Source organism: Thermoflexus sp. (assembly GCF_040289485.1).
GTDB lineage: Bacteria > Chloroflexota > Anaerolineae > Thermoflexales > Thermoflexaceae > Thermoflexus.
Genome location: NZ_PSLG01000044.1, coordinates 1 through 18,486, shown reverse-complemented (window position 1 = coordinate 18,486; position 18,486 = coordinate 1). Strand labels below are relative to the sequence as shown.

17 protein-coding genes are annotated in these 18,486 nt (G+C 69.8%); 8 read left to right on the top strand and 9 right to left on the bottom strand.

Annotation, left to right across the window (positions count from 1 at the left end; translation table 11 throughout):
* Positions 1-200: 200 nt before the first annotated feature.
* On the bottom strand, positions 201-1,538 hold the full coding sequence (gene asnS, locus C4313_RS08260) for an asparagine--tRNA ligase (RefSeq protein ID WP_352429394.1): 1,338 nt from the start codon (positions 1,536-1,538) through the stop codon (positions 201-203).
* Between the two features lie 12 nt (positions 1,539-1,550).
* Entirely contained in the window at positions 1,551-2,165 is a 615-nt protein-coding gene (recR, locus tag C4313_RS08255; RefSeq protein ID WP_352429393.1) for a recombination mediator RecR, read from the bottom strand.
* A gap of 150 nt (positions 2,166-2,315) precedes the next feature.
* On the opposite strand from recR, the gene C4313_RS08250 reads away from it, so the two are divergent.
* The 3 genes from C4313_RS08250 to C4313_RS08240 are packed head-to-tail and all read left to right on the top strand — an operon-like array spanning position 2,316 to position 6,136.
* Positions 2,316-3,128 carry a carbon-nitrogen hydrolase family protein gene (locus C4313_RS08250; protein ID WP_352429392.1) on the top strand — a complete coding sequence of 271 codons (813 nt, stop codon included), beginning with the start codon at positions 2,316-2,318 and terminating at the stop codon, positions 3,126-3,128.
* A gap of 9 nt (positions 3,129-3,137) precedes the next feature.
* Positions 3,138-3,725: a CDP-alcohol phosphatidyltransferase family protein gene (locus C4313_RS08245; protein WP_352429391.1), complete on the top strand. Its 588-nt coding sequence runs from the start codon at positions 3,138-3,140 to the stop codon at positions 3,723-3,725.
* Positions 3,722-6,136 carry an ATP-binding cassette domain-containing protein gene (locus C4313_RS08240; RefSeq protein WP_352429390.1) on the top strand — a complete coding sequence of 805 codons (2,415 nt, stop codon included), beginning with the start codon at positions 3,722-3,724 and terminating at the stop codon, positions 6,134-6,136. The genes C4313_RS08245 and C4313_RS08240 overlap by 4 nt, the downstream gene beginning before the upstream one ends.
* Positions 6,137-6,152: 16 nt before the next feature.
* Here the strand turns inward: C4313_RS08240 and C4313_RS08235 are convergent, their stop codons facing one another.
* Both C4313_RS08235 and C4313_RS08230 read right to left on the bottom strand, forming a co-directional pair.
* Positions 6,153-6,998: an energy-coupling factor transporter transmembrane component T family protein gene (locus tag C4313_RS08235; protein WP_352429389.1), complete on the bottom strand. Its 846-nt coding sequence runs from the start codon at positions 6,996-6,998 to the stop codon at positions 6,153-6,155.
* Positions 6,999-7,040: 42 nt separating this feature from the next.
* On the bottom strand, positions 7,041-7,943 hold the full coding sequence (locus C4313_RS08230) for an ECF transporter S component (protein ID WP_352429388.1): 903 nt from the start codon (positions 7,941-7,943) through the stop codon (positions 7,041-7,043).
* Between the two features lie 162 nt (positions 7,944-8,105).
* Between C4313_RS08230 and C4313_RS08225 the strand changes: the two genes are divergently transcribed.
* Positions 8,106-8,861 carry an alpha/beta hydrolase gene (locus C4313_RS08225; protein ID WP_352429387.1) on the top strand — a complete coding sequence of 252 codons (756 nt, stop codon included), beginning with the start codon at positions 8,106-8,108 and terminating at the stop codon, positions 8,859-8,861.
* A gap of 23 nt (positions 8,862-8,884) precedes the next feature.
* On the opposite strand, the gene C4313_RS08220 is transcribed toward C4313_RS08225, so the two are convergent.
* From C4313_RS08220 to C4313_RS08205, 4 genes are read right to left on the bottom strand one after another with little or no spacing between them, the layout of a single operon-like run.
* Positions 8,885-9,553 carry a hypothetical protein gene (locus tag C4313_RS08220; protein ID WP_352429386.1) on the bottom strand — a complete coding sequence of 223 codons (669 nt, stop codon included), beginning with the start codon at positions 9,551-9,553 and terminating at the stop codon, positions 8,885-8,887.
* Between the two features lie 31 nt (positions 9,554-9,584).
* Entirely contained in the window at positions 9,585-10,478 is an 894-nt protein-coding gene (locus tag C4313_RS08215; RefSeq protein ID WP_352429385.1) for a PH domain-containing protein, read from the bottom strand.
* Positions 10,475-11,134, bottom strand: a complete 660-nt coding sequence (locus tag C4313_RS08210) for a winged helix-turn-helix transcriptional regulator (RefSeq protein WP_352429384.1) — start codon at positions 11,132-11,134, stop codon at positions 10,475-10,477. The genes C4313_RS08215 and C4313_RS08210 overlap by 4 nt, the downstream gene beginning before the upstream one ends.
* Before the next feature lie 12 nt (positions 11,135-11,146).
* Complete coding sequence (locus C4313_RS08205) at positions 11,147-12,475, bottom strand: NfeD family protein (protein WP_352429383.1); 1,329 nt, start codon at positions 12,473-12,475, stop codon at positions 11,147-11,149.
* A gap of 135 nt (positions 12,476-12,610) precedes the next feature.
* Here C4313_RS08205 and C4313_RS08200 point away from each other — a divergent pair, with 135 nt between their 5' ends.
* The 3 genes from C4313_RS08200 to coaBC are packed head-to-tail and all read left to right on the top strand — an operon-like array spanning position 12,611 to position 14,892.
* The gene (locus C4313_RS08200; protein ID WP_352429382.1) at positions 12,611-13,030 is read left to right on the top strand and encodes an FmdB family zinc ribbon protein; all 420 of its coding nucleotides are present in this window, start codon (positions 12,611-12,613) and stop codon (positions 13,028-13,030) included.
* A gap of 44 nt (positions 13,031-13,074) precedes the next feature.
* Complete coding sequence (xpt, locus tag C4313_RS08195; RefSeq protein ID WP_352429395.1) at positions 13,075-13,650, top strand: xanthine phosphoribosyltransferase; 576 nt, start codon at positions 13,075-13,077, stop codon at positions 13,648-13,650.
* Between the two features lie 6 nt (positions 13,651-13,656).
* Entirely contained in the window at positions 13,657-14,892 is a 1,236-nt protein-coding gene (gene coaBC, locus C4313_RS08190) for a bifunctional phosphopantothenoylcysteine decarboxylase/phosphopantothenate--cysteine ligase CoaBC (protein ID WP_352429381.1), read from the top strand.
* Here coaBC and C4313_RS08185 read toward each other — a convergent pair.
* On the bottom strand, positions 14,889-15,431 hold the full coding sequence (locus C4313_RS08185; RefSeq protein ID WP_352429380.1) for a CvpA family protein: 543 nt from the start codon (positions 15,429-15,431) through the stop codon (positions 14,889-14,891). The genes coaBC and C4313_RS08185 overlap by 4 nt on opposite strands.
* A 210-nt stretch (positions 15,432-15,641) precedes the next feature.
* On the opposite strand from C4313_RS08185, the gene secA reads away from it, so the two are divergent.
* Positions 15,642-18,486, top strand: a 2,845-nt coding sequence (secA, locus tag C4313_RS08180; RefSeq protein ID WP_352429379.1) for a preprotein translocase subunit SecA, incomplete at its 3' end; no start/stop codon positions are given.

The window sequence follows — 18,486 nt, the reverse complement described above, 5'->3', positions numbered from 1 at the left end:
GCGCTGGCCCACCTCGAACCCACCGCCAGGCGGTGAGGGGGTGGATTCCGTGCGGACGTGCCCCGTCGGAAAGCTTCGTGGCCGAAATGGCTGATGATAAAAATGTCAGCTGTTGTCAACCCCCGGCGGGCGGCGCCACCGGCACGGGGATCTCCCCGGTGCCCCACGCCGTCGTCCGGCGGCAGGACCTTCGGGGACGGTCACGGCCGATACCGGTAGAGCATGCGTGGGAAGGCGATGGCCTCCCGGATATGGTCCAGGCCGCAGATCCAGGCCACCGTGCGCTCGATGCCCAGGCCGAAGCCGCTGTGGGGCACCGACCCGTAGCGCCGCAGATCGAGATACCACTGGTATTCTTCGAGGGGAAGGTTGTGCTCCCGGATCCGCTGCAGCAGGAGGTCGTAGTCGGCGATCCGCTCGCTGCCGCCGATGATCTCCCCGTAGCCCTCCGGGGCCAGGAGATCGGCGCACCGCACCACCTCCGGGCGCTGGGGGTCCGGCTGCATGTAGAAGGCTTTGACCGCCGCCGGGTAATGGGTGACGAAGACCGGCTTCTCGAAGTGGAGGGAGAGGGCGGTCTCGTGGGGAGCGCCGAAGTCCTCTCCCCATGAGATGCGCAGGGCGGCCTGGCGCTCCGGGTCGGCCTCCGCCTCCGCCCAGGTGTTGAGCATGCGGACCGCCTCGTCGTAGGTGATGCGGGGGAAGGGCGGGGTGACCTTCTCCAGGGGGGCGGTGTCCCGTTCCAACACCCGCAGTTCGGGGCGGCGTTCCTCCAGGACCCGGGCCACGATGTAGGAGACCAGGCCCTCGGCGATCTCCAGCATCTCCTCGAAGGTGCAGAAGGCCATCTCCGGCTCGACCATCCAGAACTCCAGAAGATGGCGCCGGGTCTTGGAGCGCTCGGCCCGGAAGGCGGGGCCGAAGCAGTAGACACGCCCGAAGGCGAAGATGTTGGCCTCGTTATACAGTTGCCCCGTCTGGGCCAGGTAGAGCCGCTCCCCAAAATAGTCCACCGGGAACAGGGTGGTGGTGCCCTCGGCGGCCGTGGCGGTTAGGATCGGGGTGTCCACGTTCAGGAACCCCTGGCCGTCCAGCCAGTCCCGGATGGCCCGGATCACCGTGGCGCGGATGCGCTGGACGGCCCATTGGCGGGAGGACCGCAGCCACAGGTGCCGGTGGTCCATCAGGAACTCGACCCCGTGGGGCTTGGGGCCGATGGGATAGTCCTGGGCCAGGTGCACGATCTGGAGGTCCCGCACGGCGATCTCGTAGCCGCCGGGGACGCCGGGCGCCCGCGCGTCCTGGCGGACGGTCCCCGTGACGATCAGGGAGGATTCCTGGGTGATCCGCCGGGCCGCCTCGAAGGTCTCCGGCGACACCTCGCGCATGGAGACCACGCACTGGGCGATGCCCGTGCCGTCCCGCACCAGCAGGAAATACAGGCGGCCCTTGTCGGTCTTGTTGTAAAGCCAACCGTGGACGGTGACCTCCTCCCCCACGTGGTCGGCGATCCGTTCGATCCGCATCAGCCGCGCCATGCGACCCCCTGTTCAGTCCATCTCCTGGCGGCCCTGGAGGGCGCGGACCAGGGTGATCTCATCGGCGTATTCCAGGTCGCCCCCCACCGGCAGCCCCCGGGCGAGGCGGGTGACCCGCACCCCTAGAGGGAGGAGCAGCCGGTGGATGTAGACGGCAGTGTTCTCCCCCTCCAGGCTGGGGTTGGTGGCCAGGATGACCTCACGGGGAGCCTCCCGGCGGACCCGTTCCACCAGTTCCCGGATCTTCAGGTCCTCCGGTCCGATGCCGTCCATCGGGGAGATCACCCCGTGCAGCACGTGGTAGACCCCCGGGTATTCCCCGGTGCGCTCGATGGCCAGGACGTCCAAAGGCTCCTCCACCACACAGATCAGGCCGTGGTCCCGTCGCTCGTCCCGGCAGATGGCGCACGGGCTCTCGTCGGTGATGTTGAAGCAGACCTCGCAGAGGCGCGTCTGCTCCTTCAGGGTCCGTAGGGCCTCCGCCAGGGCCATGACCTCCTCCGTCGGGGCCCGGAGCAAGTAGAAGGCCAGCCGGGAGGCGGTCTTGGGCCCGATGCCCGGGAGCCGGACCAGGGCCTCGATCAGCCGCGCGATCGGTTGCGGGGTGACGGCCGGAAGCGGACGCATGGCCCTCCGCCGGATGGATCCTTCGTCCTACCGAATGTTATCATAACCCATCTGCGCCCCCTCCGGCCAGGGCGCGGTGGGAGTAAGGTATAATATCTGCCAACCGAGGCGGGCGGGGGGGCGCCGCGGGAAATCCACGGGGAGGCGTCCATGCGGGAGATCACCGTTGCGGCCGTCCAGCTGAACGTCCAGATGAACGCCGTGGAAGAGAACTTGGCCCACATCGCGGAATGGATCGCCCGCGTCGCCAGTGAGCAGCGGGTGGACCTCATCGTCTTCCCCGAACTGGCCATCACGGGCTACGAATGTGGGGCGCGCTTCACCGAATGGGCCCAGCGGGTCCCTGGCCCGGCCACCCACCGCATCGCCCAGCGGGCCCGAGCGTTCGGGGTCCACGTGGTCTTCGGGATGGCGACCCGGGAGCGGGTGGAGACCATCCTTTACAACTCCGCTGTGGTCATCGGCCCGGACGGGGAGGCGCTGGGGGTTTACCATAAGGTCCATCTGAAGGGCGAGGAGCGGCTCCTCTTCCGGGGTGGCTATCGCTTCCCCCTCTTCGAGACGGGGTTCGGGATGCTAGGGGTGCTCATCGGGTGGGACCTCCTCTTCCCGGAGGCGGCCCGGGCGCTGGCCTTGAGCGGGGCCGAGATCCTGGCTGTCCCGGCTGCGTGGGAGCAGCCCCATCGGGAGGAATGGCGGATCCTGACCCGCGCCCGGGCCCTGGAGAACACCTTCTTTGTGGTCGCCGCCAATCGCATCGGCAAAGAGGTGACCTACGAGTTCGTTGGCGACTCGATGATCCTGGGGCCGCGGGGGCAGGTCTTTGCCTCCCTGGACGAGCCCGCCGAGGGCTATGTAGTGGCCCGCATCGATCTGGAGGAGGTGCGGCGCCAGCGGGAGGAACTCCAGGTCCTCCAGGCCCGGCAGCCCAACAGTTACCGGATCCTCGTGCGTCCATATTGAGGGAGCGCCATGGGCGCGGAACGATGGCGAGGATGGGCGCAGGCGATGTTGGAGGGGCCGGCCCGGGCCCTGGACCGGGCCGGCCTGCATCCCAACGGGGTGACCCTGGCGGGTTTCCTGCTGAGCGTGGGTGCGGGGATCTTGGTCGGGCTCGATCTTCGGGGGGGGGCAGCGTTGCTCTGGCTGCTGGGCGGGCTGTGCGACGCCCTGGATGGGACGCTGGCCCGGCGTTCGGGGAAGGCCTCCCCCTTCGGGGCCTTCCTGGACTCCACTCTGGACCGCTACAGCGACGCGGCGGTTCTGCTCGGGCTGGGGGCGGCGTGGCAGCGGGCCGGCATGGCGTGGGGCGGATGGATCGCCGCTTGGGCCCTGCTGGGGGCGCTCATGGTCAGTTACACGCGGGCCCGTGGGGAAGGCCTCGGCGTCTCCGTCCGCGAGGGCTTCTTCACCCGAGCGGAGCGCTTCCTCTTGCTGCTGCTCGCCATGCTCACCGGATGGTATGGGCCTTTGTTGATCGGGTTCGCCGTCCTGGCCCACCTCACCGCCCTGCAGCGAATGGCGCGGGTGTGGCGCTTGCTCCAAGGGGGCTCCCGATGATCCGCGCGGAGCGGCTGCGCAAAGTCTTTGGGGAGACGGTGGCGGTCGAGGAGGTCTCCCTCGAGGTGGGCCCAGGGGAGATCGTGGCCCTGTTGGGACCTAACGGCGCGGGGAAGACCACCACCGTCCGCATGCTGGCGGCCTTGCTCCCGCCCACCGGCGGCTGGGCGCAGGTGGCTGGCTTCGATGTCGTCCGCCATCCTCAGGAGGTGCGGTGCCGGGTGGGGCTGCTCACCGAACTGCCCGGCCTGTATCCGCGCATGACCGGTTACGAGTACCTGGCTTTCTTCGCCGACCTCTATGAGGTCCCCCGTCCCCTCCTTCAGCAACGGCTGGAGCCGTGGCTGGGCCCGCTGGGGCTGCGGGAGGCCCTCGATCGGCCCATCGCGACCTATTCGAAGGGAATGCGCCAGAAGCTCGCCCTCCTGCGGGCCTTCCTGCATCATCCCCCTGTGCTCCTCCTGGATGAGCCGACCTCCGCGATGGACCCGGAGAGCGCCTGGTTGGTGCGGGAGATGATCCGCCGCCTGGCGGAGGACGGCCGCGCCGTCCTGTTGTGCACCCACAACCTCCACGAGGCGGAGGCCCTTGCCCACCGCATCGTCGTCCTCCATCGGGGCCGGGTGCGGGTGGCGGGGAGCCCGGAAGACCTGCGGAGAGGTCTCCTGGGGCCTCCGGTCTATGAGGTGCGCTTCGCCGGACCCCTGGAGATCGCGCCGGAAGCGCTGCCCTCCTCGGTGACGTTGGTGGAGGTCGGCCCGGGCCGGCTCCGCTATCAGGTTCAGGATCCGGAGCGCGAGAACCCGGCGCTGCTCGCCGCCCTGCTGGACCGCGGGATCCCAGTGGTGGCGTTGGGGGAGGTCCCCCGCTCTCTGGAGGAGGTCTATCTTCGGATCCTGAGGGCGCCTGATCCTCGGGAGGACGCTGACGATCTCGAGGTCCATCGGCCGGCTCCGGTGGGGGAGGCCCGGGCCGCCGATGGGGAAGGGTCGGGGCGCACCCCCCGGCGGTGGCTGTGGGGGGTCTGGACGGTCTTCCGCCGGGATCTCCTGGATATCCTGCGGGACTGGCGGATGGTGATCCCGCTGGTCTTGCTGCTCCTGATCATCCCGCTCATCGCCATCGGCTCCGCGGATGCGGCGGCCCGCTACGTCGCCCAGTTCGGCGCCCAAGTGGTTGGGGAGCGCCTGTTGCCCTTCCTCGCCCTGTTTGCTGGCTTCCTCCCCCTGACGACCTGCCTGGTCATCCCGCTGGAGATCTTCGTCGGGGAGAAGGAGCGCCGGACGATGGAGCCGCTGCTGGCTGTGCCCCTCAGCGACCTGCAACTCTATCTGGGGAAGGGGCTGGCAGCGCTGGTCGTCCCTGTGGCCGCCTCATGGCTGGGCCTCACCTTCTATCTGGGCCTCCTGGTGGTGCGGCGCGTCCTCGCCCCCGATCCCCTCCTCTTTGGCTCCCTCTACCTGACCCTGGGGATGCACGGCCTGATGATGGTGGCAGGGGCCATCTTCGTCTCCACCCAATCCCACAACGTCCGCGGCGCCAGCCTGCTCTCCAGTTTCATCATCATGCCGGTCTCCATGCTGCAGGTCCTCGAATCCGTCTTCCTGTTCTGGAACAGCTACCGGGCCCTCCTCGTTGTCCAGATCCTCCTGCTGGCCTATACCGTCCTCCTCGTCCGCATGGGGGTTGTCCTGTTCAACCGCGAGCGCCTTCTCAGCAGCGAGTTCGACACCCTGGGTTTGCGGGAGATCCTGCGGGGCTTCTGGCGGGCCCTGCGAGAGGGGGATCCGGAGCGGCCGGCCTCTGGCTGGTGGGCCCATATCGCGGGCCCCGTCCGGCGCTCCCTCGGCGCCCTGACGACCCTGGGGCTGCTCGGCGGGATGGGGCTGGGGATCGGATGGCGGCTCGCCTTCGCCGTCCCGTCCCAGGAGCCCCTGGGCCTTCGGCTGTGGTCGGAGCAGTTGTCGCAGCTCCCTTCCGTCCTCACGCCGTGGAGGATCTTCCTGCACAACGTGGGGGCCCTGCTGATGAACACGTTCCTCAGCGTGGCCACCCTGGGGATGTGGGCGGCCGCCTATCCGGTGGGGTTGATGGGCCTTGTCGGCCTGCTGCTGGGGCTGTTTTTCCGGTCCGGGCCCGCGGCGGGGATGGCCGGCCTCCTGGCGGTGTTCCCCCATGGGGTGCTGGAACTGCCAGCGGCCGGCCTGGTGCTGGCGGGGGCGTTGCGGCTGGGGCTGGTCCTTGTGACGCCCCCGGGGAACCGGAGCCTGCGGGAACGCTGGCTCCTCGCGGCAGCGGACTGGGTCAAGTTGCTGGGGATCGCCCTGCCGCTGCTGCTGATCGCCGCCTGGATCGAAGTCCGCGTCACCCCCTCTGTGGTCCTGCTCTGGCTGTCCCGCGCCGGCCGGTGAGGGCCCATCGCCGGCGTTAGGGGGTCCAGAAGCGGCCGAAGCCCAGGGCCGCTGCGATCATCGAGCCGAAGAACAGGGCGGCGGCCAGGCCCAGCAACAGGAAGTCATGGCGGCGGAACCGCAGTTCGGTCAGCCAGGTCCGCGGGCCCACCCCGAAGGCCCGCAGATCCATGGCGTCGATGACGTCCTCGGCGGTCATCAGGGCGTGGAGGGTGACCGGCACCACCAGCGGGGCCAGGCGCCGGATCTGGGCCAGCGGCCCGCCCCGCACCCGCTCCAGCTCATAACCCCGCGCGCGCTGGGCGTCCATGGTCTGCAGGGCGTCCCGGCCCAGGGTGGGGATGAACCGGAAGGCCAGGTCCATCGCGTAGGCGATCTTGTCCGGCAGCCCCAGCCCCCGGAAGACCACGCCGTATTGGGTGGGGTCCATGGTGTAGGGGATCAGGATGGCGGCGGTGATGACCGTTCCCATGCGGCAGAACTGGCTCAGGGCGAAGAAGATCCGCTCCACGGTGAGGTGGATCGCGGGGGACCATCCGAACAGGGTGACGGGGAGGCTGAGGCGGGCGAGCACCCGCTCGGCGCGATAGACCTCGAAGCCCCCCCGGCCGGTGAGGAAGGTGATGGTGACGAAGACCACAGCGATGAAGCCGGTGAGCATCCATGCCCGGCGCGTCTCCCGCCAAGTCAGCCGGTTGAGCCGGAAATACAACAGGGCCAGGGCCCACAGGCCCGCCAGCAGCCGCACGTCCCAAAAGAACAGGGTGGAGAGCATCAGGGAGAGGGCGAAGAGCAGGCGGGCCCGCGGGTCGAAAGCCTCCAGGATGCTCCCCCGACGTCGGTAGGGCCAGGCGACCAGCATGGCAAGGCTCTGGACAGCGGGGCGATCCCTTGAGATCGGCCTTCAGGCCACGCCGGCCCCCCGCCCCAGTTGCTGCTGGAGGGCGTTATAGGCGCCGACCAGCAGCGGGGTGAGGACGGCGGCGTGCAGGATATTGGGACCGGCGGCCGGCACGAACTCCCCCAGCAGCGCCACCGCCGGCGGATAACCGTTGATCCAGATGTCGGCGATGGCGGCGAAGCCGATGCCGACGATGTTGGCGACGGCCCCCCAGACGATCACCGAGGCCAAAGCGATGTTCCGCCCCAGGGCGAAGCGAAGGGCCACTACCAGGGCCGCAGCGATCAACGGCACCCAGCGCATCAACGGGCTCAAGGGGCCGCCGAAGAAGGGGCTCTGGATCTCCGTGGTGAGCGCCCACAGGCTGAGGGCGACCCCCAGGACCGCCACCAAGCCCGTCAGCAAGTTCAGCGCCCGCTCCCGCCCCAGGACCACCGGCAGGCCGGCCACCAGGCCCACCAGGCCGTTCCCTACGTCCCAGGCCGGGAAGACCCCCCATCCGGTCAGGAAGTCCCCTAAGATGTTGCCCACGGCCCCCGTGAAGAACCCCACGGCGGGCCCGAAGACGTAGCCGAAAAAGACCGGGAAGACGATGGCCGGACGCAACGCGACCTGGCTCACCGAGGGGACCACGAAGACGGTGCCGTTGAAGAGATACGAGAAGACGCCGTAGAGGGCGGCGCCGATGGCCATGTAGACGACCTCGCGGGTGCCGATCTGCCAGGCCGGGTGTTCCGCTGTGGCGAAGTAGATGGCGTAAACGAACACCCCGCCGATGGCGACCCACAGCAGCCAGCCGAACCCTTGCAGCCGGACGCCCGACTCCGAGGTCATCGCGCTGGCCAGCGCCATCAGGATCACCACGATCCCCAAGAGGATCAGCCACGTCAACGCCCTGCGCGCCATGGCACCCTCCTCATCGGGCAGATGACCACACCCTTCCGTGCGATCCAGGGATCGCCCCGCGGTTCCATTGTAATATGGGCGGCAGGAGGATCCAAAGGGGAGCCCAGGGATGTCTGAGCCATCCGGGTGGGGACATTCTGAGGAGGCGGCGATCTGGATCCGGTGGGGGCCCTGGCCTGGCGAGGGCCCGCTGCTCCCGGGTGGCGAGCCCTTCTTCTTCTCGGGTGGGCCGTCCGGCGTCCTTCTGGTCCACGGCTTCACGGGGCCCCCCGCGAGATGCGGGGGCTGGGCCGCTTCCTGGCCGCCCACGGCTGGACGGCCCTCGGGATCCGCCTGCCCGGCCACGGGACGCGGCCGGAGGACCTCCGTGGGTTTACCTGGCGGGATTGGGCGGAAGCGGTGGCCACAGGGGTCGATGTGTTGCGGTCCCGCTGTGCGCGGGTGTTCCTGTGTGGCCTCTCCCTCGGCGGCATCCTGGTCCTCCACGAGGCCGCCCGCCGGCCGCCGGACGGCCTCATCGCGATGGCGGTCCCCTATCGCATCCGTGACCTCCGGCTGTATCTCCTGGGGATCTGGAAACGGCTGTTCCCCGAGGTCGGCCGACCGCCCGCCAGGCCCACGGCGGCCCTCCCGTATCCCCGCTATTCTCTCCAGGCGGTGGAGGAGGTCCTGCGGGCGCTCCGGGCCATGCGGGCGGCCCTTCCGGATGCGCGCGCCCCGGCCCTCCTGATCTATTCGTGGGCGGATCGCACGGTGCGGCCGGACCAGGGCTGGGAGGTTTACCACCGGTTGGGCAGCGCCGACAAGGTGATCCACTGGCTGGCCCGCAGCGGGCACGGGATCCCGGAGGATATCGATCGCGAGGAGGCCTTCGAGGCGGTGCTTCGCTTCCTACGGCGCCGGATCCCGGAGCGCTGATCGGGAGGGTTTTCCTCCGTCCTTCAGCGGCGCACCGTGTATGTCCGGAGCCATCCCTCACGAGCGCCCTCCGGCCCCTCGGCCCGCCAGCGCACCGGCCCCACCCCGCCGGCGAACCACAGGGTCGCGGCCCGGAGGGGCCCCCGCTCCCAGCGGATCTCCAGACGGCGGGTCAGGAAGGCCCCCGCCGGGACCTGGAGGATCTCCTCGCCGGCCCACTCGGCCACTCCCATCCGCGCGCCTGCTTCCTGCAACAGCCAGCGGCGTCCCGGCAAGAGATCCTCTGCCGGCAGCAGCCACGGCCCTCGCTCCCGATCGTCCGGGCTCGGCCCCCCCGGGATCCAGTTCGCGTAGAGCCCGGTGGGGAGGCAGTGGAAGCGCACCGGGCCATGGACCGCGCCTTCCAACGCGCCGAAGGCTTGATCTCCATGCGCGTCCTGGATCTCCAATGTCACGGTCTCAGAGGCGTTCGCGTCCAGCTCCCACGTCCAACGGTGGCCATGGGAAAGGGGCCAGCGCGGATGCCGACATACGCCTGGCATGGAGACCGTCCAGGTAGGGGGCGGCGGGAGGAAGGCGGCGGCCGGCGTGAACGGCGGCAGGCGGATGGGCGTGGGCGAGGCAGGCGGCGGGAGGGTCGGCAGGGGCGGGGCGCAGCCGGCCCCTGCCGTGGTCAGCACGAGCCATAGCATGCCCAGCCGGGTGGATCCCTTCCCCATGGATCTACACCGGGACCAGCTGCAGGAGGGCCCCGAGGAGCAGGATCTGGACCAGCAGGGCGATCAGCCACAGGCCATAAGCGGCCGGCCGCTCGTGCTCGTGAAGGATCCCCCCGAGGACGGCGTGGACGGCCCACACCAGGGCACCCAGGGCAGGGAGCCGGGTCAGATGGGCGGTCGGGCTCAGGAGGTCCAGGGCGGTGGACCCTTCCAGGGGGATCCACGCCGGCAGATCGGGGAAGCGCCAGCAGAGCCAAACCCACATCCCCCATAGGACCAGCCCGCCCAGCAGGATCAACCCCCATGCAGCCCGATCCCCCCAGAAGGCCCGCTGGCGCCATGGGGGGAGCAGCGTGGTCTGGGGCAGGCGCTGGGTGGGGCCCAGGGCAGCCCGTTGTGCGAAGGCCTCCCGGAAGGCGGCGGGGTCCGTCGGCGAGATGGCGTAGATCGCCGCCTCGGTGACCACCCAGAGTTGTTGCGCCGGACCGGCGGTCGCCAGGAAGAGGACCGGCCGGCCCTCCTCTGCGGTCCGGGCGTGCCCGATATACAGGCCGGGCCACCGCAGCCCCCGCCACCCCCGGAGGGCGCGCGGCGAGGTCGGGCCGGGGCGCAGCTCCCGGATGGCATGCATAGGGATGATGTAGACCGCCGGCCACCAGGTGAGGGTCAGCCCGTTGCGATCCAGATGGTATTGAGCCGAATGCAGCCCGCGGATCCCGTAGCCGACGACGGTCATCCCCGCCAGGGCGAGGGCGGCGGCCGTGGAGGCGCCGGCGACCTCCGGGGAGGGCGGGCGGAGGACAGTGAAGGCAATCCCGGCCAGCGCGATCAGACCCAGAAGGGTGAGGAGCAGATAGCCGAACCGCAGCCCGCGTTGCCGCTCCGGCCGCTCGCTCATCCCTCCTCCTCCGGCGGGGCCAACATGTATCCGAAGCCGCGCACCGAGACCAACACCTCGCCTCGCTCCGGGTCCAGCCCCAGCCGCTTGCGGATCTGACGGATGTGGACCTTCAGCAACTCGCGGGCCTCCAGGTCGTCGGCCTCGATGCCCCAGACCTCGCGGACCAGGTCGGCGTGGGGGACCACCTGGCCGGCCCGGCGGGCCAGGACGGTGAGGATCTTGAACTGGAGAGGCGAGACCGGCACCGGATGGCCCCGCCAGATCACCTGTTTGCGCGCCTGATCGATGGCCAGCGGGCCCACCTGCAGGACCTCCCCGCTGGTCCACGTCTGGAAGGCGCGCCACGCGCGGGCCAGGCGCTCCCAGGCGAGGGCGGTGCTGTCGCCCTCGATGGGGCAGACGAGGGGGAGAGGCGAGCAGCCTCGCAGGGCGCTGAACAGGCCCCGGCCGTTGCGCTCCAGCCACTCCCGCTCCGCAACGATCACGTCGGGGATGGAGCGGGCGATCAGGGCGATGGCCCCGCGCAGGTCGGGGGCGTAATAGGCGATGTGGCCGGCGCGCGCCGCGCTCCGCAGCAAGCGCTCGCCGGCCTCGATCTCCGCGTGGATGATCAGCACCCGCAGCCCTTCCGCGCCGTTCCGGACGCCGGCCATCGCGAGGGCCCTCTACCTCCGCTCGGCTTCCTGCCCAGCCGCGGGCGTCCACCTCCGCACCCGCAACCGCAGGCCTTCGATCCCTACCACCTGGATCGGCGTGCCGGCCGGTATCATACCTTCTTCGCTCTGGGCTGTCCACAATTCGCCCGCGACGTGCACCATGCCGACCGGTTGGAGGTCGGTGCGGGCCTCTCCGACGCGCCCGATCAGGACCGCGGCGCCCATCAGGCTGGGGCGTCGTTGAGCCTGCAGGGCTTTGGCCACGATGAACCCGAAGAAGCCAGCCATCGCCAGGCCCGTCCCCCCGGCCACCCACGGCGAGAGAGGCGGGAAGGGGGAGCGGGTGACAGGGGCGAACAGCACCAGGGCCCCGGCGATGAACGTCGCCGTCCCCGCCGCGGTGAGGGCCCCGTGGGTGGGGGCCTTCACGTCCAGGATGAACAGGACGATGGCGAGGGCGATCAAGAGCAGCCCCAGCCAGTTGACCGGCAACACCCCGATCCCGTAGGCCGCCAGCAGCAGGCAGACCGCCCCGATGAAGCCCGCCACCCATCCGCCCGGGTTCGACAGTTCGATCAGAATGGCTTGGATGCCGATGGCCAGCAGGATCAGAGCGATGTTGGGGTTCACCAGCCGGTGGAGGATCTCCTCGACGATGTTCATGGGCAACGGGACGATAGGGGCTCCCTGGGTGCGGAGGGTGCGGGCCTGGCTGCGGACGACCACCGGACGGCCGTCCAGCAGGCGGAGGAGCTCCTCCGGGCTCCCGGCGATCCCGTCGATCAGGCCGGCGGCCAGGGCCTCGCGGGCGCTGACCGCTTTGGCGGATTCCACGGCGGCCTCCGCCAGCCGGACCGCCTCTGGCCCCCGGCGTTCGGCCAGGCTGCGGACCTGGGCTTTCAGGATCTCCTTGACCTTCTGGCTCAGGGTCTGCGGGAGCTCTTCTCCCTGGCCGCCCACCGGCGAGGCGGCTCCGATGGCCGTCTCGGGGGCCATGATCGCCAGGTGCCCTGCCAGCGTGACCAGGGTGCCTGCGGAGCCGGCGATGGCCCCCCGGGGGGCCACATAGACCACCACCGGCACCGGGCTCTCGCGGAGCAGGGAGACCAGGCGGAGGGTGAGGTGGACCTCCCCGCCGGGGGTGTTCAACTGAAGCACCAGGGCCTCCGCTCCCTGCTCCTGAGCGGTCTGGATCCCCCGCCGGAGGTAATCGGCCACCACCGGCGTCAGGGCGCCCTCCACCCGCAGCCAGAGCACCGGCCGGGCTGCTGTCTCCTGCGCCGCCGCGGACCCCACCGCCAACCCCAGGATCAACGCCAGCCAGCCGGTCCGACGCATCGGGCGCCGCCTTCGTGTCGCTTCCTTCTATTCTATTACATGGCGACCCCTGCCGCCGATCGCTCCCAGGCGCCAGCGGCGGCTCTTTGCTATCATGAAATGCAGAGCCGAATCTGGACGGGGAGGAACAGGGGGATGCCGATCTATGAATATCGTTGCCGCCGGTGCCGGCGCCGGGTGACGGCGTTCTTCCGCACCTTCTCCGAGGTCGACCACAGCCAGGTGACCTGCACCCACTGCGGGAGCCGGGATCTGGTCCGGTTGATCTCCCGCGTGCGGGTGCTGCGCTCGGAGGAATCCCGGTTGGAGTCCCTGGCCGACGCGGACTGGATCGGCGATGTCGATGAGAAGGACCCCCGTTCCATCGGCCGCTGGATGCGCCGGATGACCCAGGAACTGGGGGAGGAACTGGGGGATCTGGGGCCCGAGTTCGAGGAGGTCATCGAGCGGCTGGAGGCCGGGCAGACCCCCGAGGAGATCGAGAAGGCGATGCCGGAACTGGCCGGCGAGGGGGCCGAGGAGGAGTCCAGCGGGGCCGCTGAAGAGGAACCGTGATCGATCCCCTGCCGCCGCATCCGATCACCGATCCGGAGGCTTCGGTGGACGCGTTGCGGGAAGCGATTCGTAGGCACGGGCGCCATCTGGGCAATGGCATCATCAAGGTGGATGCCTTCCTGAACCACCAGGTGGACGCAGCCTTGATGGCAGCGTGTGGCCAGGAGCTCGCCCGCCGGTTCCGCCCCTGGCAGCCCACCAAGGTCCTGACGGCGGAGATCTCCGGCATCGGGCCGGCCCTGATGACCGCTTACGCCCTGGGCGTCCCCTTGGTCTTCGCCCGCAAGCACAAGCCGTTGACCATGGGGGAGGACATCTTCTTCGCCACAGCCCCTTCCCATACCAAGGGCGGGGACATCACTTTGCTGGTGGCGGCGGATTATCTCCGGCCCGGGGACCGGGTGCTGATCGTGGACGATTTCCTGGCCACGGGGGCCACCATCCTGGCCCTGGCGCGGCTGGCCCAGGCGGCCGGCGCCACCGTGGTGGGGATCGGGGCGGTCATCGAGAAGCGCTTCGAAGGGGGACGGGAGCGCCTGAAGGCCCTGGGGGTGCCCATCGAGTCCCTGGCTGTGGTGATCGGCGTGGAGGGAGAGCGGATCCTGCTGGAGGACGCGTGAGCCCCGATGGAGCCGATCCCGGTGCTCAAGGGCCGACGGATCCTGCTGGGGGTGACCGGAGGGATCGCCGCCTATAAGGCGGCGGATCTGGCGAGCAAACTGACCCAGGCCGGGGCCCTGGTGGATGTGGTGCTGACCGAGGCGGCGGCCCGCTTCGTCACTCCCTTGACCTTCCAGGCTCTGACCGGGCGGCCGGTGTATGGCGATCTGTGGACGCCGACGGCGGAGACGGCGCTGCTGCACGTGGCCCTGGCGGAGGCGGCCGAACTGGTCGTGATCGCGCCCGCCACCGCCGACTTCATCGCCCGACAGGCCCTCGGCCTGGCCAACGACCTGCTCAGCGCCCTCTGCCTGGCTACCCGGGCCCCGGTGCTGATCGCCCCCGCCATGGACGTCCAGATGTGGGCCCATCCGGCCACCCAGGAGAACGTGGAACGGCTGCGGCAGCGGGGGGTGGAGGTGGTCGGCCCGGCCTATGGGCGGATGGCCTCTGGCCTGGAGGGTTGGGGGCGGATGGTGGAGCCGGAAGCGCTCCTGGGGCACATCCGCCGGGCGCTGGGCCGTCGCGGCCCGCTGGCCGGCCGCCGGGTGGTGGTGACCGCCGGCCCCACCTATGAGCCCATCGATCCGGTGCGCTTCATCGGGAACCGTTCCTCGGGGAAGCAAGGGTTCGCCCTCGCCCAGGCCGCCCTGGATCGGGGGGCCGACGTGGTGCTGATCGCCGGGCCGGTGGCGCTGGCGACGCCGGTGGGCGCCCGCCGCATCGACGTGGGGACGGCGGCGGAGATGGCGGAGGCCGTCTGGCGGGAGGCCGAGGAGGCGGATGTCCTCTTGATGGCCGCCGCGGTCGCCGATTACCGCCCGGCCCAGCCCCATCCCGTCAAGATCAAGAAAGGGGCGCCCCTCACCTTGGACCTGGTCCCCACCGTGGACATCCTCGAGGGACTGGCGGCCCGACGGGCCGCCCGCGGGCGGCCTCGGGTGGTGGTGGGCTTCGCCGCCGAGACAGAGGCCCTGGTGGAGAACGCGCGGGCCAAACTGCTGGCCAAAGGCCTCGACCTGATCGCTGCCAACGACGTCACCGAACCGGGGGCAGGCTTCGCCACGGACACCAATCGGATCACCCTGATCGACGCCCGGGGGCAGGTGGAGACCCTCCCGTTGATGAGCAAGGCCGCCGTCGCCGAGGCTCTCCTGGACCGCGTGGTGGCGCTGCTGGAGGAGAAAGCGAAGGCGCCCTAAGGCCAACCGGTGAGGATGGGGGGAAGCGGGCTGATCAGCAGGCGCAAGGGGGCGATGGCGTAGGCCTTGAAGAGCGCGGCCAGGGTGGGCAGCGTGAGGGAGGCCTGGAAATCCGCCCGCAGGGCCGCCGCGATGGGGGCCAGGCGCCACGACCACGGCACGGTGAGGCTGTAGAAGACCATGGTGAGGATCGCCCCCATCCCCACCAGCCACCACACGGCCCCCAGGACGCCCCCCAGCACGGGATCCAGCGCGCCGATGACCCGCAGCCGGGTCTCCCCATGGGAGACGAAACTCAGGATCTCCATGCCGATGTAAGAGACGAGGAAAAGGAGGGCATAGAAAAAGATCTCGGTCTCCAGGGAGAGCACCCCCACGGCCCGCGCGAAGGCGCCTGTCAACGGGCCCTGGAGGCTGAGGGCCAGCAGCATGGAGATGTAAACCGCCGCCAGGCTGATGAGTTGCTTGACCAGGCCTCTGCGGCCGCCGAGATAGGTAGCCATCAGGGTCCCGAAAACCAGCACCAGATCGAAGACCATCGCCGTCCTCCTGGCGTTCGGGGGCGGACGATTTTTCCCGATTATAAGGCTTTGGGGCGCTGAGGTGGAGGGACTCGCGCGGGTTGGGGGATCCGGCGGCCCGGAAGGTGCTGGAAGGCCGGTTTTCGCGTAAACTGGAGAAATAGACCTCCCGGAAGATGGATGGATCGGCAGGGCTGAACCTGCACGAAGGGGGAGTGAAACGCCGCCATGTTGAAACAGATCCTGGGCAAGATCCTCGGGGATCCATCGGAACGCTGGCTGCGCCGGTGGGCGCCCCTGGTGGAGGCCATCAACCGCCTGGAGCCGGAGTTCGAGGCCCTGACGGACGCCGAGTTGCGGGCGATGACCGACCGGTTCCGGGCCCAGATCGCCGAGGCCATCGCCGGGCCCCGAGAGGCCTATCGGCTGGCCTATCTGGCCTGGCTGGTCGAGCGGGATCCTGCCCGGCGGGCGCAGCAGGAATACGAAGCGCAGCAGCGCCTCCGGGAGTTGCGCCAGGCCGAGGAGGCGGCCCTGGAGGCCATCCTGCCCCAGGCCTTCGCCGTGGTGCGGGAGGCCTCGAAGCGGACCCTGGGGCTGCGCCACTACGATGTCCAGTTGCTGGGCGGCATCGCCCTGCATTACGGCAAGGTCGCCGAAATGAAGACCGGCGAGGGCAAGACCCTCGTCGCCACTTTGCCTCTGTATCTGAACGCCCTCCTGGGCCTGGGGGCCCACCTGGTCACGGTCAACGATTATCTGGCGCGGCGGGACACGCGATGGATGGGGCCGATTTACCATCTGCTGGGGCTGCGGGTGGGTCTCCTCCAGGCCGGCGAGGGCAACGCCTACGTTTATGATCCGGATTACGAGGGCGGGAAGGAGGACTTCACCGGCCTGCGCCCTGTCTCCCGCAAAGAAGCCTACCTGGCGGACATCACCTACGGGACCAACAACGAGTTCGGCTTCGATTATCTGCGGGACAACATGGCCTTCACCCTCGAGGCCCGGGTGCAGCGCCTGGAACGGCCCCATCGCTATGCCATCGTGGACGAGGTGGACAACATCCTGATCGACGAGGCCCGCACGCCGCTGATCATCAGCGGGCCCGCCGAGGAGGCGACGGAGGAATACATCCGCTGGGCCCAGATCGTCCGGCAGCTGCGCCCCGGCGATTACGAGATCGATGAAAAGCACCGCACCGTCCATCTCACCGACTCCGGCTACGATCGGATCGAGCAACTCATCGGCAAGCCGCTGTTCGACCCCGAGCGCCCCGAGGAGCTCACCCCCGAACAGATGAAGATGATCCACCACCTGGAGCAGGCCCTCAAAGCCCAGTTCCTCTACCACCGGAACCGGGACTACATCGTTCAGGGGCGCCAGGTGGTTATCATCGACGAGTTCACCGGCCGCCTCATGCCCGACCGCCGCTGGTCCGATGGCCTGCACCAGGCCATCGAGGCCAAGGAGGGGGTGCCCATCCGACCGGAGAACGTCACCTACGCCACCATCACCATCCAGAACTACTTCCGGATGTATGAGAAACTGGCGGGCATGACGGGCACCGCCGCCACCGAGGCCGAGGAGTTCCAGAAGATCTACGGCCTGGATGTGGTGGTGATCCCCACCCACCGCCCCATGATCCGCATCGACCATCCTGATGTGATCTACCGGACGAAGGAGGCCAAGCACCGGGCCATCCTCCGGGAGATCGTCCGTATGCACACCATGGGGCGCCCGGTGCTGGTGGGCACCACCTCGGTGGAGGCCTCCGATTACCTCAGCAAGCGCCTGCAAGGAGAGGGGTTGCGCTGGCTGGCCCTGGTGGACTTGATCAAGGACGCCCTCCGCCGCCGGGAGGCCGCGGGGGAGGAGGTCCCTCTCTCGTCGGAGGAGCGCGCCCTCCTGGGCCAGCCGCCGGAGAAGGTGACCGCAGCCCGGTTGCGCGCCTGGGCCCGGGCCCTGGGGCTGGATCCGAACCCGCTGTCGCCGGAAAACCTGGCGCGCCTGGCGGATCTGTGGGGGGTGGAGGAGGCCGGGCGCCTGCGGCGGGTCCTGGAGCAGGGCCTCCCCCACGAGGTGCTGAACGCCCGTCACCACGACCGCGAGGCGCGGATCATCGCCCAGGCCGGCCGGGTGGGCGCTGTGACCATCGCCACCAACATGGCCGGGCGCGGCGTGGACATCAAGCTGGGCGGCGAGCTGCCGGAGGAGGTCCTGCGGGACGTCAACCGGGTGCTGCGCCGAGCAGGCTTTAACCCCTACGAGATGACCTTCGAGGAGCGGGCGGAGGCCCTCCAGCGGCTGGACCCCGCCCAATACGGCCTGTATCGGGAGGCGGTGCAGCGCTTCCTGGAGCATCTCGAGGGGGAGCGCACGGTGAAGGCCCTGGGCGGGCTGCACGTCATCGGCACCGAGCGCCACGAGGCCCGGCGCATCGACAACCAGTTGCGGGGCCGCGCCGGCCGCCAGGGCGACCCCGGGTCCTCGCGGTTCTACCTCTCCCTGGAGGACGATCTGCTCCGTCGGTTCGCCGGCGACCGCCTCCGGAGCCTGATGGAACGGGTGTGGGGCGACGACGACGAGCCCCTGGAGCACCCGTGGCTCAACAAGACCATCGAGGAGGCCCAGCGCCGGGTTGAGGGCTACAACTTCGACATCCGCAAGCATCTTTTGGAATACGACGACGTCCTTAACCGCCAGCGCGAACTGATCTACGGCCAGCGCCTCCGGCTGCTCCTGCGGGACGATCTGCATGAGGACCTGTGGGCGATGGTGGAGGCCGAGGTCGATCGGCGGCTCCAATCGCTGAAGCCGGGGGAGGGCTGGAAGGTCATCGAGTGGCTGGATACGATTCAGCCGCCGATGGTGTTGGGCGACGGCCGTTTCCTTCCTTCCTTCGGGCTGGCCCTGCTCCTGGAGCGCTTGGACGCCCGCGGGCCCGCCCCGGAGGCGGTGGCGGCCCTCCTGCAGGAGGCAGCCCAGGCGGCGGCCGCCCACTGGGCCGAAGCAGCCGCCCGCGCGGTGGAGGCGGTGGCCGGGCGCAGCCGGGAGACCCTCTCGGAGTGGG

Excerpts from the sequence above, each read along its gene's own strand:
- asnS (WP_352429394.1), bottom strand. The coding sequence starts at position 1,538 with ATGGCGCGGCTGATGCGGATCGAACGGATCGCCGACCACGTGGGGGAG.
- recR (WP_352429393.1), bottom strand. The coding sequence starts at position 2,165 with ATGCGTCCGCTTCCGGCCGTCACCCCGCAACCGATCGCGCGGCTGATC.
- C4313_RS08250 (WP_352429392.1), top strand. The coding sequence starts at position 2,316 with ATGCGGGAGATCACCGTTGCGGCCGTCCAGCTGAACGTCCAGATGAAC.
- C4313_RS08245 (WP_352429391.1), top strand. The coding sequence starts at position 3,138 with ATGGGCGCGGAACGATGGCGAGGATGGGCGCAGGCGATGTTGGAGGGG.
- C4313_RS08240 (WP_352429390.1), top strand. The coding sequence starts at position 3,722 with ATGATCCGCGCGGAGCGGCTGCGCAAAGTCTTTGGGGAGACGGTGGCG.
- C4313_RS08235 (WP_352429389.1), bottom strand. The coding sequence starts at position 6,998 with ATGCTGGTCGCCTGGCCCTACCGACGTCGGGGGAGCATCCTGGAGGCT.
- C4313_RS08230 (WP_352429388.1), bottom strand. The coding sequence starts at position 7,943 with ATGGCGCGCAGGGCGTTGACGTGGCTGATCCTCTTGGGGATCGTGGTG.
- C4313_RS08220 (WP_352429386.1), bottom strand. The coding sequence starts at position 9,553 with ATGCTATGGCTCGTGCTGACCACGGCAGGGGCCGGCTGCGCCCCGCCC.
- C4313_RS08215 (WP_352429385.1), bottom strand. The coding sequence starts at position 10,478 with ATGAGCGAGCGGCCGGAGCGGCAACGCGGGCTGCGGTTCGGCTATCTG.
- C4313_RS08210 (WP_352429384.1), bottom strand. The coding sequence starts at position 11,134 with ATGGCCGGCGTCCGGAACGGCGCGGAAGGGCTGCGGGTGCTGATCATC.
- C4313_RS08205 (WP_352429383.1), bottom strand. The coding sequence starts at position 12,475 with ATGCGTCGGACCGGCTGGCTGGCGTTGATCCTGGGGTTGGCGGTGGGG.
- C4313_RS08200 (WP_352429382.1), top strand. The coding sequence starts at position 12,611 with ATGCCGATCTATGAATATCGTTGCCGCCGGTGCCGGCGCCGGGTGACG.
- coaBC (WP_352429381.1), top strand. The coding sequence starts at position 13,657 with ATGGAGCCGATCCCGGTGCTCAAGGGCCGACGGATCCTGCTGGGGGTG.
- C4313_RS08185 (WP_352429380.1), bottom strand. The coding sequence starts at position 15,431 with ATGGTCTTCGATCTGGTGCTGGTTTTCGGGACCCTGATGGCTACCTAT.